Source organism: Acinetobacter sp. YH12098, from assembly GCF_013419235.1.
Taxonomy (GTDB): Bacteria; Pseudomonadota; Gammaproteobacteria; order Pseudomonadales; family Moraxellaceae; genus Acinetobacter; species Acinetobacter amyesii.
Genome location: NZ_VPAO01000017.1, coordinates 1 through 14,676, shown reverse-complemented (window position 1 = coordinate 14,676; position 14,676 = coordinate 1). Strand labels below are relative to the sequence as shown.

The following is a 14,676-nucleotide window of genomic DNA, read 5'->3' as shown; positions in this document are numbered from 1 at the left end:
ACTTTTCATTGAATAAGTCCGGTCTCTTGGCAAAATTTATTTTATTCCATGCTGTCAATTTTGAGACCTTGTGATCCATGTACTTTATATTCAAAATCATCGCGCTATTGCCACTTTGGCTGTTACAAAACTTGGCTTTGATGATCGCGTTTATTCTTGACCTGTTTAACTCATCAATCAAACGTATCACTAGCATCAATATTCAACTGGCCTACCCAGACTTGTCCGAGACAGCGCAGAGACAGCTCATCAATCAAAGTATCCGCAGCCAATGCCTGACCTATATTGAATTTATTAAATGTTGGGGGATGCCGCCAAGTTATAGCCTGAGCTTATTGAAAAACATTTATGGTGAAAATATCCTCACGGAAGCACTTGCGAATAAAAAAGGTGTGATCGTTGTGATTCCGCATTTTGGCTGCTGGGAATTACTCAATGCATGGCTGAACCTGTATACAGAACCGATGATTATGTATAAACCGAATAAAAATAAAGGGATCAATCGTTATCTGTTAGAAGCACGAGAAAAGTTTAACGCAACACTCGTTCCTACAGATGAAACAGGGATCCGTGCCATTTTTAAACATTTGAAACAAGGTGGCCTAACAGTCATTTTACCAGACCATTTACCTAAGCCTTCTGGTGGCATTTATTCCCATTTTTTTGGGCAAAATACCCTAACTGTGACTTTGGTGTCGAAACTCGCTGCAAAAACACAATGTAATGTGATTGGTTTGAGCTGTATCCGCAACGATGATCTATCTAGTTTTGATTTACATTGCACAAATCTCTCAGATGACATTTTGTCTAGAGATTTACAGCTCTCTGTAGATACACTCAATATTGCGATGCAAGATATAATCAATCAAGCACCTGAACAATATATCTGGTCTTATAAGCGCTTTAGACATTGTTTAGGGAACATCAACGTCTATCGTCAATAAAATTATTGGCACTACCGTCAAAACCTTACATCTCATTGTTGAGCAAGATTGCATAGATTCACCTTATTCAATTGAGATCGATTATCGACAGTGGCATAATAGCCTCAATTTCCACTTTAAGTGATTCTCCTATGGCTATGCGTCCTGAAGTCCGTCGTCGTGCAATCGTGTTGATTGTTTTTTCTGTCGTACAATGGTTGTTCATGCGCTACATTTTAGCCAATGAATTATTCAACTTAACCACCTATAACCGAATCGTTTTATTCTGTGTCAGCAGCCTTGCAGGTGCATTATTAATCTTTGTCGGTTTGATTTATATGGTGTTGAAAGGTAATGCGGATAAAAACTAATAAATAAAAGTAAGCACATGATATGAAAAAAATTTTATTTATAGTAGATGATTTAGGTAAAGGTGGTGCTGAAAAAATTACTCTCGCGCTTGCGCATACTCTAGCAAAAAGCAAGCATTTAGTAACTCTTGCTGTTTTAAACTCGAGTAGAAATACACTAATAGTTGACCCATCTATCGAATATATTGACTTAAATATTGATACAAAATTTGCATTTGGTAAGCTTTGGAAGTTTAAAGAACTTTCGACAAAAGAGCTGCAAAATTTTTCATCATTAATAAATAAGAGAAATTTTGATTTAATAATTATTGGTTTTCATAATGGATATTACCTAGGCAAATACTTAACCCAAAAAGAAAACATCTGGTATTGGATTCATGGAGATCTTTTAGAGATTAGAAGATTTAACAATCCTTTAAAACAAATCAAAGAGTATTTTCGTTTTTTTAGAAATAAAAGAAAGTTTTCTAAATTATTTAAGAATAAAAACCTAATTACAGTAAACCGTGACTTAGAATATAAAGCAAAGATTCATACACAACCAAATTCAACTATCACTATTGCAAATGGTGTAGAATTACCTAATGATCTTATAGGTCGATCTAAATTTACTAAAAAGAAATGGGATGTAATTTTTGTTGGGCGCTTAGTTCAAATTAAGCAAGTAGACCATGCCATTAAAGCATTTGCTATGAGTAATCTCACGGGAAGAATGGCCATTGTTGGAGATGGGCCTGAATGCCAGAAACTCAAAGACCTAGCAAAACAACTTAATATTTCCGATAGAATAGATTTTCTTGGATGGGTAGATGAACCACATCAACTAATGTTACAAAGCAAGAGTCTTGTTATGTGCTCTTTATACGAAGGTAGTCCAGTAACATTAGCCGAAGCAATTGCTCTTGGTATTCCTGTTATTAGTTATGACTCTTCAGCTGGTATTACAGATTTATTTACTCTTGATACTGCAAAATTTGGATTAGTTCCTAAACAAAATATTCAAGCTTTAAGTGATGCATTGGAAAAATGTGTAGCAGACCCTTATATATATAATAATGAATGTATAGAAAAAGTATGCATACAGAATATGGAAATACAAATTTTAAATTTAGTTTCCAAAGAAAATAAATGACCTTCATTTAAAGTTAAGATTAATGTGTCTATTAATTTCAGATAGCTAACTTTAATTCTGATTCAATAGTGCCAAAACAACACAACCAAACATTAAATTCTATTAAAAAATTAGATCAAAATATATGACAAATTAAAAATAAATATATATGATTAGTTATTAAATTTAAAAGAGTACACTTTTATGCTTATTAATTCCAATGAAAAAAAATTAAATAGTAATACTCAAATTTCAAAATCAGACAAATTCAATCTATTAATCATTGACGATACATTCCCCTCTCCTAAAAGTGGATTTAGATATATAGAGTTCACCACATACTTACAGGAATTTAAAAAATCTGTAATAATAACTTCTGGAAAAAATATTGAGTCACTTGATAAAAAATCAGCAGCTATTATTGTACAAGAATATAAGGAAAAATTTCCAAATCTTAGTCATAAAGTAATACTTGAAAGCAAAAAAATACATATTAAGAGCACTGATCTGGTCTATCTCACTTTTTTAAATAACACATTCGCAATTTTACCTAAAATTGAGTCCGCTAAAGCTCCATTTGTATTTACTCTTTATCCAGGTGGAGGATTTTTACTAAACGATCCTATATGTGACCATAAGCTCAAACGAATCTTTAGTTCCCCTTGTTTTAAAAAAGTAATAGTAACCCAGCAAGTAACTTATGATTATATTTTAAATAAAGGAATGTGTTCTAAAGAAAAAATTCAAATGATCTTTGGAGTTGTAATGCCTGAGATATCCAAAACAGATTTATTTACTAAAAAACATTATTGGGGATTTGATAAGAATCGCATGGATATCTGTTTTATGGCGCACAGATATACTCCGTATGGAAAAGATAAAGGATATGATATTTTTATAGATGTTGCCACTATACTGCATCAACGATATAAGAATATCTACTTTCATGTTATAGGGTCTTTTGATTCTAAAATTATTAATGTTGATACATTAGGTGACCATATCAAATTTCATGGTTCATTAGATCCAGAAGATTTTGACAATTTATTCAAAACTATTGATATAATTTTATCCCCCAATATTAGTGGTCAAATTTCTCCAGGATCATTTGATGGCTTCCCCACTGCTAGTTGTATTGAAGCTGCTTTACGCGGTAGTGCTATCTTTGCTCACGATGAATTTAACTCCGCAGAAAACTATTTTACTAACGAGAAAGATATTGTATTAATTAAATATGACACCAATGATATTATTGATAAAATTATTTTTTATTATAACCACCCCGCTGCCCTAAAAGAAATAGGAAAAAATGGCGCACACCGCGTCAAAGAACTGTACAGCTTAGAAACGCAAATGGATCCACGAGTTAACTTATTACACAAATTAGCGTACACTGAAGAACCATTAAAAAATATATTTTTTAAAATTTTTAAACTAAATATTCAATGGAAATTACATTCAATTCTAAATATCTTTAAAAAGCACATATAAAACTAATGCCTGTTGGTATTTTGGTGTATAAAAATAGTAAACTCAATTATTAAATCAAAATCACTACCATCGGTGCTTCCTACAATGCTGAATGAACAATTCTAGTCTAATTTAATCGAATTTATTATTTCAGATAAAGCAGCTCATGATAGTAAAGTTACTCATATTTTAGACAAGCAATTGGATTTAGATGAAACAGATAAAAACTATGATTCCTGAGCATTAAGTGTAAAAAAGGATTAAATCCAACAAACCAAAGAAATCAAATACGAAATCTATCAATAATCATATGACCTAGTTTTTATATACAATCAGATATTTAGCTGATAATATAGTTTCCGTTTGAAGTCATTTAGCTGAGTTCTTCACGGATTAATAAACTAAAGTAAAATTTTAAAATCACAGTTGCCTTTATAAAAATTCAGCATACACTAACTAACAACAGTCATCTATAACATAAACTTCATTTTAAACAATAAAAATTTAAAGCTATAAACCTCATAAAGTTTACCTTATACTTTAGACATCCTAGTTATCATCAATAACACTGAATCAATACACAAATAGTTTAAAAATCACCGTAATTTCCAAATAATAATTTTTGGTAAAAAAACAAGTAAGTAAAAAAATATTTGACGCATAGTAAATATTTTTAGCGAGACTGATTTCTTAATCAACAAACAATAAATATTATAATCACTTCCAGTTTTATAAAAATATCTTGCATAACGAAAAGTATATTTCGCATACACTGCATTCAACCTTTTTCTCTCCTCACAACTCAACTCTTCAGAGAGCTTTTTATCATATGCCCTCATTATACCCAGAGGCAAAATTGGGTTTATTTTTTTACCAATATTACTAATCCCAACATCTACACGATATGCACCCAACTCTTCATCCAAGTGATAAATAAACCCTTTTCTAGCCTGCTCAATATGAATTTCAATATCTAATGCTTTAGGATGCAAACTATCAAAATAATCAAATATAAAATCATTGCGAAACATTTTTGATGAATGTGCAAAAAAAGGTAAATTTAGATATAAATAATCTAAATTAAATTTGCCTTTTTGATGAGTCCATTCTCGCACCTTATTTCCTTTGGCATCTATATACCGCATATCATGAGTACAGATAACACTATCTGGGTTGGATTCCATAACATCAAATTGACGTTGCAATTTACCTGGTAGAGCTAAATCATCTCCATCAAGGTGATATATATATTTGCCTTTAGCCTTTTTATATACAGATTTAATATTTTCTATTGGGCCTATATTTACTTTATGAAATATAGGAACAACAATATTAGGATATTTTATTAAAAATCCTTCTATTATTTTTCTAGTTGAATCAGTAGAGCAATCATCCCCAACAATCACTTCATACTGAAAATTTGTATTTTGATTTAGAATACTTTGTAAAGTCTGCTCTAGAAATTTTTCTTGATTATAGGTAACAATACAGACTGAAACCAATATATTCATACTAAATCGATCTCTCTTTTTTTAGTTCTATTTCCAGCATAAGTAAATCTCTTTTTCTATCTTTAATTTTTTTTGCTGGTGTACCCATATAAACACCAAACTCTTTACAATTTTTATTTACTAAACTTAATGCACCAACAGCAACACCTGTTTCTAAAGTAACACCAGGCAAAATCACACATCCAGATCCAACAATTACATGCTTTCCGATTATAACATCTGAACTTGTCACATTTGTATATTTACTAGGCACTGTAGGATTCGTCATAAACTGACCACTGTAATCATCATTACTACTATAAATAGCTACTTTTGATGAAATATTACAGAAATCCTTTAACACTATTTTACCTGCTCCTATGAGTGAGCTATATACTGCAATATGAATATGGCTTCCTATCTCAATTCCACCTATACCAGCTGATAGTACACAAAAGTCATCAATTCTTACATTATTACCAATTATTATGTTATTACAATTATAATAAGATGCCTTATCCGAAAGTAAGCAATTTTCACCTACGTGATGAAAGCCCATGGCTTTAATTTGCTCTTCTGTTAAAAAAGCCATCTTAATTGTCCTTAATTAAATCAATAATTTTCTGTACTGAATCTAGGCTAAGATTTGGATATAGCGGCAAGCAAAGCACTCCCCCTGATAAGAGTTTCGCTTCAGGGGTGTCTGATTGATACTCCTTATAAATAGCCAAATCAGTCATTATCGGATAAAAATATTTTCTTGCAAAAATCCCATTAAGCTTTAGTTTTTCAAACAATTCATCACGTCTAAGCGGATACGGCTTAGAAATAACGATTGGGAAATAAGAGTAATTATCTTTTTCTAAACTTGGACGTTTAATACAGTGAATTCCAGATATACCTGTAAGTCCATGACGATACATGTCATCTATTTTTTGACGTGCTAATAGTGTGCGATCAATAGATTTCAATTGTAGCAAACCTAGTGCAGCATGCACTTCACTCAATTTACCATTTAAAGAAATCTCATCTATTGTATTCTCATTCACAATACCAAAATTCTTTAAACGATCAATACGTTGCTTCATTTCAGCACTATGGCAAACAATAGCCCCCCCCTCAAAAGTATTAAATACTTTTGTAGCATGAAAGCTCATTACACTTAAATCACCATAATTGAGTAAGCTTTTTCCATGATGTTTTACACCAAAGGCATGTGCCGCATCATAGATTAATTTTAAATTATGCTTAGTAGCAATATTTTGTAGTACTTCCACATCACAAGGGATGCCATAACAATGTACTGGTAAAATCGCGACCGTCTTATCAGTTATGGCTTGCTCAACTTTTACTGGGTCAATATTAGATGTTTGCGGATCAATATCAACAAAGACTGGAGTGAGTTTATTCCAAACTATCGAATGAGCTGTAGCAACAAAAGTATATGGTGTCGTAATCACCTCACCTTGTTCAAATCCAAGTGCCTGTAGCGCTGTTACCAATGCAATCGTTCCATTATTAAATAATGAAATATAATCAACGCCCAAATACTCACAAAGCTCTTTTTCCAACTGCTGATGTAATGGTCCACAGTTGGTTAAAATTTTATTTTTCCAAATTTGTTCTAAATAAGGAATAAATTCTGCAAGCTCAGGTAAAACAGGTTGAGTGACATAAATTGACTCTTGACTCATATCTCATTCACCAAAGAAATTAGATATTGCCCATAATCATTTTTACTCATGCTTTGACCAATTTCTAAAACTTGTTCTTTGCTCAGCCAACCATTATTCAAGGCAATTTCTTCCAAACACGCCACTTTATAACCCTGACGTTTTTCAATGGTTTCTACAAACTGTGCTGCCTCCAGTAAACTTGAATGTGTACCTGTATCTAACCATGCAAAACCACGTCCGAGCAATTCCACATTTAGATCACCGCGCTCTAAATACATCTGATTAACTGTGGTAATTTCTAATTCTCCACGTTCAGAAGGCTTCACTTGTTTCGCAATTTGAATCACATCATTGTCATAAAAATATAGACCTGTGACCGCAAAGTGGGATTTAGGTTGTTTAGGTTTTTCTTCTAAAGAAATTGCTCGTTTCTGCTCATCAAATTCAACCACACCAAAACGCTCAGGGTCTTTCACCTGATAGCCAAATACCGTTGCACCTTTTTGACGTGCAACGGCTTGACGTAGCATTGGGGTAAAACCTTGACCATAAAAAATGTTGTCGCCAAGCACTAAACAAACATTACTATTTCCAATAAAGCTTTCACCAATAATAAAGGCTTGTGCTAAACCATCTGGACTAGGTTGGACGGCATATTCAAGCTGAATACCAAATTGAGCACCATCACCCAATAAACGCTTAAAACCATCAATATCTTCAGGGGTACTAATAATGAGTACGTCACGAATACCCGCAAGCATCAGCACCGAAAGCGGGTAATACACCATGGGTTTATCATAAATAGGCAATAACTGCTTAGATACCCCTTTGGTAATTGGATATAAACGTGTACCTGAACCGCCCGCTAAAATAATACCTTTTGTTGTATTTGACATTATGAATTTACACCTAATCTTTCGCGTTGGTAACTGCCATCTTGCACTCGATGACACCAGTCCAAATTATTTAAATACCATTGCACCGTTTTACTGATTCCAGTTTCAAATGTTTCCGTTGGTGACCAGCCCAATTCATTTTGAATTTTTGTGGCATCAATTGCATAACGTAAATCATGCCCAGGGCGGTCTTTTACAAATGTAATCAGTGATTCATACGCTTGACCATTTGCCTGTGGTTTTAACTCATCCAAAATCTTACAAATAGTTTTGACCACTTCTATATTCTGTTTTTCATTATGACCACCAATATTATAGGTTTCACCCACTACACCCTCAGTCACCACTTTATATAAAGCGCGTGCATGATCTTCTACAAACAACCAATCCCGAATTTGTTGACCATTACCATATACAGGCAAAGGTTTAGCATCCAGTGCATTTAAGATCACCAATGGAATTAATTTTTCTGGAAAATGGTAAGGCCCATAATTATTTGAGCAATTGGTCACAATGACAGGTAAACCATAAGTTCTGTACCAAGCACGTACCAGATGATCCGAACTGGCTTTAGAGGCAGAATATGGAGAGCTTGGTGCGTATGAAGTTGTTTCTGTAAACAAATCTGTCGTGCCTTCTAAGTCACCATAAACCTCATCAGTTGAAATATGATGAAAGCGAAAGTTTTGTTGAGCTTCAGCGTCAAGCCCCATCCAATATTTTCGAGCGGCTTCTAATAAAGTATAAGTTCCCACAATATTGGTTTGAATAAATGCTGCTGGGCCATCAATTGAGCGGTCTACATGCGACTCTGCAGCCAAATGCATAATTGCATTAGGTTGAAATGCATCTATTGCAGCTGTAATTTGTTCTGTATCACAAATATCGATTTGTTTGAACTCATAGTTCGGATATTGATCGATTTCTTTTAACGATTCTAAATTACCTGCATAAGTCAACTTATCGATATTTAGAACGTGGTTGTTGGTATTTTGAATAATATGGCGGATGACAGCTGAACCAATAAATCCTGCACCGCCTGTAACTAAAATTTTCATAACCAACCCAAATAAACCATAATGACATTATTAAATATATGCAGAATCAAGAAAATCGATCAGCTTATCCGCAACTTTGCAAAATTGATATTCATTTTCAGCATCTTGGTGTCCAACCTGTGCCATTCTACTAATTTGCTCAGGGGATTCAATCAGAATAATTAGATTATTAACCAAATCTTGAATATCTCCGCATTTTGCCATTAAACCATTTTCACCTTGCCGAATAATTTGTTGGACACTAATATGATCACTCGCAACAACAGGTTTCCCCCAAGCAAAAGAATCTAATATAGCCAAGGGTTGGGTATCATTCATTGTAGGAACGAGTGCAATATCAATATCTTTATAAAACTTTCTTTTTTGTTCCCCACTAATCCAGCCTAAAAACTCTACTTCACCCTCCAAATTCAAATCTTTAACTTGCTGAAATAAAAACTCTTTCTGTTCACCATCCCCTGCAATCAACAACTTGACCCTGTATCCTTTTTGCTTTAATTGCTCCACCGCAGAAATTGCTATGTGTGTACCCTTATATTCAACCAAGCGCGTCATAATCCCTAAGACCACAGGTTCCCCAAGTTTTTTAGCAAAAGAAGGTTCATCATCTGGCAAATGTATTAAATTTGGAATAACCGCTTGTGGTTTTTTTCTCAAATCCACACCCTTCTTTTTTGCAGCATCAGCAACACACTGAGCTACATAAGGAGTAATATGAATAAATCCATCTGCGCGTAATGTCCTTTTCACATTATGACTATGATTCATCGCAATAACAGGGCATTTGATTTGTGAAAAAAACATCGCATTTTTAAATAAGTAAACAGCACGTCCACTATGAGCAATCACAACATCAGGCCGATAAGAGCGTAACCATAAAGCGAGTTTTACTGCTGCAATCAGATCATAAAACCCTGAACTATTGAGTACAAACTTTGGATAACTCTCAGATTTTAACTTTTTATTTTCATCACCATATACCAAAAAACCTTCATGCCCCTTGCTTTCTAATGCATCAAAAGTGTTCAGCATTGCTTGCCAACGCCCACCTGAAGCATCCCCATAAACTGTGTGAACTATTTTTAATTTTTTCAAGAAAAGCCTTTTTCAAATTGCGCTAACTACTGATTAGAAAACATTTTATTATTATTAACCTAAATAGGCCACCACCTAATTTAAAATAACACTCTGAATCTTGCCTTACTTCAAGGTTGCTCTGACAACAGAATAGATTTTTGCTACTATACAAAGTTGATATGTCAAACTTTCAAATCTTATGAAAAGCAAACCTAGCCTTGCTGTTCTTATTATTCATGACCAACGTGCTGGGCATTTAAACCCTAGCTTAGGAGTTTACGACAATCTAGAAACCGCTTATTCAACAACTTTATATAAAATAGTTACACCCACCTTAAAAAAGTGGCAAATCAGCCTCTTAAAAAAAATTAGTTGGTATCCGCGTTTATTCGACTTATTTGCTGCTTTATTTTTTAAAAATTTTATTTTAAATCATGATATTAACTGCATTATTTGCTCTGGAATGCCCAACCTAATCTATGGCATTTTTGTAAGCCGTAGTTTAAAAGTTCCTCTATTTTATGCAGGTGACTTACGTAAGGTAAACAGCAAACTAGTCAGCTGCACAATTACTGCACTCCCACAAAACACGCTGTCAGATCAAGTTGTACTAACAACACCACCTGTTAAAAAAGAGTTTTTTAACATGCAACATGATCAACTCGATCAAACAACAGCTTTACTCGTTTTAGGTGGGGCTACAGATGAACACCCTTTTACTTATACAGATTTTGAAAAAATCATTAATAACTTCATTCTATTTTGTAGAAACAATCAACTTAAAGGCTTAATTACCAACTCACGCCGCACACCAAATCTAAGTACATTTTTGAATAAAACCGATATTCCTAAAAATATCCAATTACATTTTATCCATACTGAAAAAGCTTTGTCTCTCATTCAGCTTATTCAACAAGCCACTTATATTTTTGTCACAGAAGATAGCACTTCTATGCTTGCTGAAACTATCCAAAGTGGACGTTTTGTCAGTTCCATATATAGCCCCAAGTCTATTTTAGAACCTTTAAATAAGAAATATATTGAAGCTCAACTCATGCAGCGACAAAAGCTTGAAGAAATCTTTCAGTATCCAAGTATTAGAAATACCCAAGATTTAAACTCATCAACCCCAATTACCCAAGCTTTTAAACGTAATTTAGGATATTAAAATGATTTCAGTCATCCTCACTCATTACAATAAAGGCCTATTACTCAATAGAACCATTGAATCACTACAACCTCAAAATGAAAATTTACACGAAATTATTGTGGTAGATGACTGTTCTACAGACCCAGAATGGTGCAAAAACAGTAAATATCTACTAGATACTTACCCTAAAATTAAAATCATTCAAAATACAGATAATAAAGGCCCAGCTGTTCGTTTAAATCAAGGTGCATTTTCTGCAACAGGTGATTATCTATTTTTTATGGATGCTGATGATGTTTTAGCACCTAATCGTCTCAATATGTTTTTAGAAGAAATGCAAAAGCAAAATGCCGATTTATGTTATGCAGAAAAAGTAAAAATTCACGATCTGAATGAAATTCAGAAGCATACTCTTGCAACATGGCAATTTAGCACCACACCTTTAAATTACGTACTTGAAAATAATATTATGCAGATGTGCGTTATGTGTACACGTGACTTATTTAAAAAATCTAAAGGTTGCAATGAAAATATATTTATTCAAGATGAATCACTAGCTTTAAACTTAGCTAAATATTCAAAAAAAATAATTTCTAGTGGCTTACATAGTGTTTTTGTTATTTTAGATGAAGCCGAAACAAAATCTATCCGTGGAGAAAACCGTCTATCTCGCCATCTAGAGCAACAACACCATGATATGTTCTTCACAATTGATGATTTTATCCAAGATTACCCAGATATTACTGAACAAAATAAAAAACTACTGATCAAAAAAGCGATTTCAACCTATTGGAAAAGTATACGCCATACACCACAGAAAAATTTTACAGACTTTCTTATTTATTTAGCTGCGCGCATTGATCCAATTCAAACGTGGGACAAACACCACATGAAACTCACTAGCTATTTCAATCAATTAAATCATGTAAGGAAAATTAATAACAGGGAGAGCAATTAAGCTCTTTTCCCTAATTTCATCCGCAACTTCACCGCAAACATTGAGTCCTTACCACTCACTTTAATCCGTTGTAATTGCATAAAGTCGGGACTTAGGCCATCAATACCCTCTTTGGTGGTCACAGCATTGCTATAACCTGCCTGCTCTGCTAAACACACATCGCGCTCAGAATAAATACCGAAAGGATAGGCAAAACTACTCACAGACATACCAATTAATTGCTCTAATTGTTTTTTCGATTCTCTAAGTTCAAACAAGCATGCTGCATCATCCAATTTATCCAAATTGGCATGTGTCAAAGTATGCGAACCAATTTCAACAAGACCACTATGTGCCAGATACTGAACTTGCTCATCATTCAGTTTAGGTTCTCGGGCTAACTCACCGCTATTGTGATGGGCTTTTTTATAGGTTGACCAATCACGGTTATGGCGATCAACCACTACATAAATCGTCGCCTTGGCTTGGTATTTTTCTAAAATTGGATAAGCATTTTCCAAGTTATCAAAATAGCCGTCATCAAAGGTAATTGCTACCGTTTTTTTAGGATGCTGCCCCCAATTTTGTTGCAACTCATGCATTGTGACAAAATGAAAACCCTCAGCTTTCATCCAAGCCACTTGCTTCTCAAACTCTTCAGGTTTAACCCGCAACTTATTAAATTTTGCACCATCGATATGCTCAGACACCATGTGATACATTAAAATACGCGGTCTTTTCCAATCTACAGCGGGCTTCCACCAAGCATATTTATAACTCCACGCGAGTAAAATCATGAGTGTAAAAATACAAATATAAATCACAATATGGACCAAACCAAAGTTCCTTTCCAAATAGTGCCACAGTCCTCTTCATAAGAAAAGAAAAGTTCTCAAATTGAGCGAGCCGTATTGTGTATTTAAAATTCCATTAAAAAACTGAATTCTATATTGAATAGAAATCAGTTTTTAAGTCCCTTTTAAATTGAGTGCTGCCTTATTGTGAACATAAGGCTTTGGCTTCTTTAGCGTTTACTTCGGCTTTGTTGCACAAAGATTTGAAATACAAAGCCCCCCCTAATTGAGCCAAATTTAAGGCGTAACTTGGGTAAGTGGTCGACCTAATTCCGTAAATCTGTTGAGGACTGCTACACGTGCATGAATTTCATTGACTTGGCTATCAAATTTTCTTGCACTGAGTTTATCCCCCAATAATTTGATGCAATGCATCTTAGTTTCGGCCAAACTTCGGCAATGATAGCCGGACCATTTTTTCCATAATGTCCTGCCTGAGAAGCACTGCTTCGCAAGATTAACCGTTCGAAGTAATTCATTTCGCGCTAGCGAGCTGATCTTTGTATCTTTCCATGGTTTCGCATTTTTTTCTAGGTGGAATCACCGCATGCGCTTGCCGATCTGCAATGACCTGACGGCATTGCTTGGTGTCATAAGCTCCATCGGTATAAACAGAGTCAATCTGCTCATCTTGTGGAATCTGATCGAGTAAATCACCAAGCACTTGTGAATCACTCACATTATTTGTAGTGAGTTGAATGGCGCGTATTTGAAGGGTTTCAGCATCTATACCAATATGAAGTTTACGCCATTGGCGACGATATTCAGGTCCATGTTTCTTGCGTTTCCATTCGCCCTCACCTAGAAACCTCATGCCTGTAGAGTCTATGAGTAGATGCAGCCCATCGCTACTTTTTTGGTAGCTGATTGCAATATCAATATGCTTTTGTCTTCTACAAAGCGTACTGTAATCTGGTGCGGTCCAATTTAATCCACAAAGTTTAATCAGACTTTGCACAAAGCCAGTGACCATACCTAAAGATAGACGGAATAAGGATTTAATCATTAAGCAGCATTGGATAGCTGCGTCGGAGTAGGTTTGATTTCGCCCTTGTTTGCCTTTTGATGGAGCATACCATTGCGTAGCAGGATCAAACCAAATGGCAATATTTCCGCGACTCATGAGTGCTCGGTTATATGCGGGCCAATTGGTTGTGCGATAGATTTTGTGTGTAGGCTTCTTCATTTGAAAATTATATCGCTGAAAAAGCCTTTACAGATAGGTTTGTGCAACAAAGCCGCTTCCAATTAAAAAGCTGGAAATACAATTAATGGTATTTCTCACAACTGGGTAATGTAGATTATTTTCAAAGACTTTTCCCTTTAAGGCTGGAATCATAAGTCCCATTAAACCTAATACGGCAACCATAAAAAAGAGGTATTTTTTATATCCTGCTTCTTTATTGTTTACATATTTCAAAATATAAATAGTATTTAAAACAATCAGCAGTAAATATAGACACAGCGGAATAAGGAAAATTTTTATTCCACCAGACAATCCTCCCATAATATCGGCAAATTCATAAAAAAATTGACTAATAGATCTCTTTCATAAATCAAAAAACGATCTTCTTTTTGGTTAATATTTGCACTCCGGATTTCTTAGCATTCGTGCATAATCTGCGGATGAAATACATCGATTCAAACAAGCTTTCTGATCCTC

General features: G+C 34.3%; 14 protein-coding genes and 1 pseudogene. 6 read left to right on the top strand and 9 right to left on the bottom strand.

From position 1 onward, the window contains the following. Positions 1 to 77 precede the first annotated feature (77 nt). The 4 genes from FTU38_RS07100 to FTU38_RS07085 all read left to right on the top strand — a co-directional run bounded on the left by FTU38_RS07100 (position 78) and on the right by FTU38_RS07085 (position 3,896). Positions 78 to 944 carry a lysophospholipid acyltransferase family protein gene (locus FTU38_RS07100; protein ID WP_180004579.1) on the top strand — a complete coding sequence of 289 codons (867 nt, stop codon included), beginning with the start codon at positions 78 to 80 and terminating at the stop codon, positions 942 to 944. A 131-nt stretch (positions 945 to 1,075) separates the two neighbouring features. Continuing rightward, a complete protein-coding gene (locus FTU38_RS07095) occupies positions 1,076 to 1,294 on the top strand; it encodes a hypothetical protein (RefSeq protein ID WP_180004580.1) in 219 nt (72 codons plus the stop codon). 22 nt (positions 1,295 to 1,316) lie between these two features. Further along, positions 1,317 to 2,426 carry a glycosyltransferase gene (locus FTU38_RS07090; RefSeq protein ID WP_180004581.1) on the top strand — a complete coding sequence of 370 codons (1,110 nt, stop codon included), beginning with the start codon at positions 1,317 to 1,319 and terminating at the stop codon, positions 2,424 to 2,426. 183 nt (positions 2,427 to 2,609) lie between these two features. Beyond that, positions 2,610 to 3,896, top strand: coding sequence for a glycosyltransferase family 4 protein (locus FTU38_RS07085; protein WP_104852497.1), 1,287 nt, complete (start codon positions 2,610 to 2,612; stop codon positions 3,894 to 3,896). 575 nt (positions 3,897 to 4,471) lie between these two features. Here FTU38_RS07085 and FTU38_RS07080 read toward each other — a convergent pair. From FTU38_RS07080 to FTU38_RS07055, 6 genes are read right to left on the bottom strand one after another with little or no spacing between them, the layout of a single operon-like run. Then, positions 4,472 to 5,386, bottom strand: a complete 915-nt coding sequence (locus FTU38_RS07080) for a glycosyltransferase family 2 protein (RefSeq protein WP_180004582.1) — start codon at positions 5,384 to 5,386, stop codon at positions 4,472 to 4,474. Position 5,387: 1 nt separating this feature from the next. Further along, a complete protein-coding gene (locus FTU38_RS07075; protein WP_180004583.1) occupies positions 5,388 to 5,957 on the bottom strand; it encodes an acyltransferase in 570 nt (189 codons plus the stop codon). A gap of 1 nt (position 5,958) precedes the next feature. Next, positions 5,959 to 7,059: a DegT/DnrJ/EryC1/StrS aminotransferase family protein gene (locus tag FTU38_RS07070; RefSeq protein ID WP_180066668.1), complete on the bottom strand. Its 1,101-nt coding sequence runs from the start codon at positions 7,057 to 7,059 to the stop codon at positions 5,959 to 5,961. Further along, positions 7,056 to 7,937 carry a glucose-1-phosphate thymidylyltransferase RfbA gene (rfbA, locus tag FTU38_RS07065; RefSeq protein WP_180004585.1) on the bottom strand — a complete coding sequence of 294 codons (882 nt, stop codon included), beginning with the start codon at positions 7,935 to 7,937 and terminating at the stop codon, positions 7,056 to 7,058. The genes FTU38_RS07070 and rfbA overlap by 4 nt, the downstream gene beginning before the upstream one ends. Then, positions 7,937 to 8,995: a dTDP-glucose 4,6-dehydratase gene (gene rfbB, locus FTU38_RS07060; protein ID WP_180060537.1), complete on the bottom strand. Its 1,059-nt coding sequence runs from the start codon at positions 8,993 to 8,995 to the stop codon at positions 7,937 to 7,939. Before rfbB ends, rfbA begins: the two co-directional genes overlap by 1 nt. Positions 8,996 to 9,025: 30 nt before the next feature. Beyond that, a complete protein-coding gene (locus FTU38_RS07055) occupies positions 9,026 to 10,090 on the bottom strand; it encodes a glycosyltransferase family 4 protein (RefSeq protein WP_180004587.1) in 1,065 nt (354 codons plus the stop codon). A gap of 181 nt (positions 10,091 to 10,271) precedes the next feature. Here FTU38_RS07055 and FTU38_RS07050 point away from each other — a divergent pair, with 181 nt between their 5' ends. Further along, positions 10,272 to 11,240 carry an ELM1/GtrOC1 family putative glycosyltransferase gene (locus FTU38_RS07050; protein WP_180004588.1) on the top strand — a complete coding sequence of 323 codons (969 nt, stop codon included), beginning with the start codon at positions 10,272 to 10,274 and terminating at the stop codon, positions 11,238 to 11,240. A gap of 1 nt (position 11,241) precedes the next feature. Further along, entirely contained in the window at positions 11,242 to 12,180 is a 939-nt protein-coding gene (locus FTU38_RS07045; RefSeq protein WP_180004589.1) for a glycosyltransferase family 2 protein, read from the top strand. Here the strand turns inward: FTU38_RS07045 and FTU38_RS07040 are convergent. From FTU38_RS07040 to FTU38_RS07030, 3 genes and pseudogenes are all read right to left on the bottom strand, one after another. Next, positions 12,177 to 12,983, bottom strand: a complete 807-nt coding sequence (locus FTU38_RS07040; RefSeq protein WP_180110888.1) for a polysaccharide deacetylase family protein — start codon at positions 12,981 to 12,983, stop codon at positions 12,177 to 12,179. The two genes, FTU38_RS07045 and FTU38_RS07040, sit on opposite strands and share 4 nt — an antisense overlap. A 267-nt stretch (positions 12,984 to 13,250) precedes the next feature. Further along, positions 13,251 to 14,199: pseudogene (locus tag FTU38_RS07035) on the bottom strand (IS5 family transposase). Positions 14,200 to 14,226: 27 nt separating this feature from the next. After that, positions 14,227 to 14,520 (bottom strand): hypothetical protein, encoded by a 294-nt coding sequence (locus FTU38_RS07030; protein WP_180110866.1) that lies wholly within the window; start codon positions 14,518 to 14,520, stop codon positions 14,227 to 14,229. Between the last annotated feature and the right edge of the window lie 156 nt (positions 14,521 to 14,676).

Excerpts from the sequence above, each read along its gene's own strand:
- FTU38_RS07100 (WP_180004579.1), top strand. The coding sequence starts at position 78 with ATGTACTTTATATTCAAAATCATCGCGCTATTGCCACTTTGGCTGTTA.
- FTU38_RS07095 (WP_180004580.1), top strand. The coding sequence starts at position 1,076 with ATGGCTATGCGTCCTGAAGTCCGTCGTCGTGCAATCGTGTTGATTGTT.
- FTU38_RS07090 (WP_180004581.1), top strand. The coding sequence starts at position 1,317 with ATGAAAAAAATTTTATTTATAGTAGATGATTTAGGTAAAGGTGGTGCT.
- FTU38_RS07085 (WP_104852497.1), top strand. The coding sequence starts at position 2,610 with ATGCTTATTAATTCCAATGAAAAAAAATTAAATAGTAATACTCAAATT.
- FTU38_RS07080 (WP_180004582.1), bottom strand. The coding sequence starts at position 5,386 with ATGAATATATTGGTTTCAGTCTGTATTGTTACCTATAATCAAGAAAAA.
- FTU38_RS07075 (WP_180004583.1), bottom strand. The coding sequence starts at position 5,957 with ATGGCTTTTTTAACAGAAGAGCAAATTAAAGCCATGGGCTTTCATCAC.
- FTU38_RS07070 (WP_180066668.1), bottom strand. The coding sequence starts at position 7,059 with ATGAGTCAAGAGTCAATTTATGTCACTCAACCTGTTTTACCTGAGCTT.
- rfbA (WP_180004585.1), bottom strand. The coding sequence starts at position 7,937 with ATGTCAAATACAACAAAAGGTATTATTTTAGCGGGCGGTTCAGGTACA.
- rfbB (WP_180060537.1), bottom strand. The coding sequence starts at position 8,995 with ATGAAAATTTTAGTTACAGGCGGTGCAGGATTTATTGGTTCAGCTGTC.
- FTU38_RS07050 (WP_180004588.1), top strand. The coding sequence starts at position 10,272 with ATGAAAAGCAAACCTAGCCTTGCTGTTCTTATTATTCATGACCAACGT.
- FTU38_RS07045 (WP_180004589.1), top strand. The coding sequence starts at position 11,242 with ATGATTTCAGTCATCCTCACTCATTACAATAAAGGCCTATTACTCAAT.
- FTU38_RS07030 (WP_180110866.1), bottom strand. The coding sequence starts at position 14,520 with ATGGGAGGATTGTCTGGTGGAATAAAAATTTTCCTTATTCCGCTGTGT.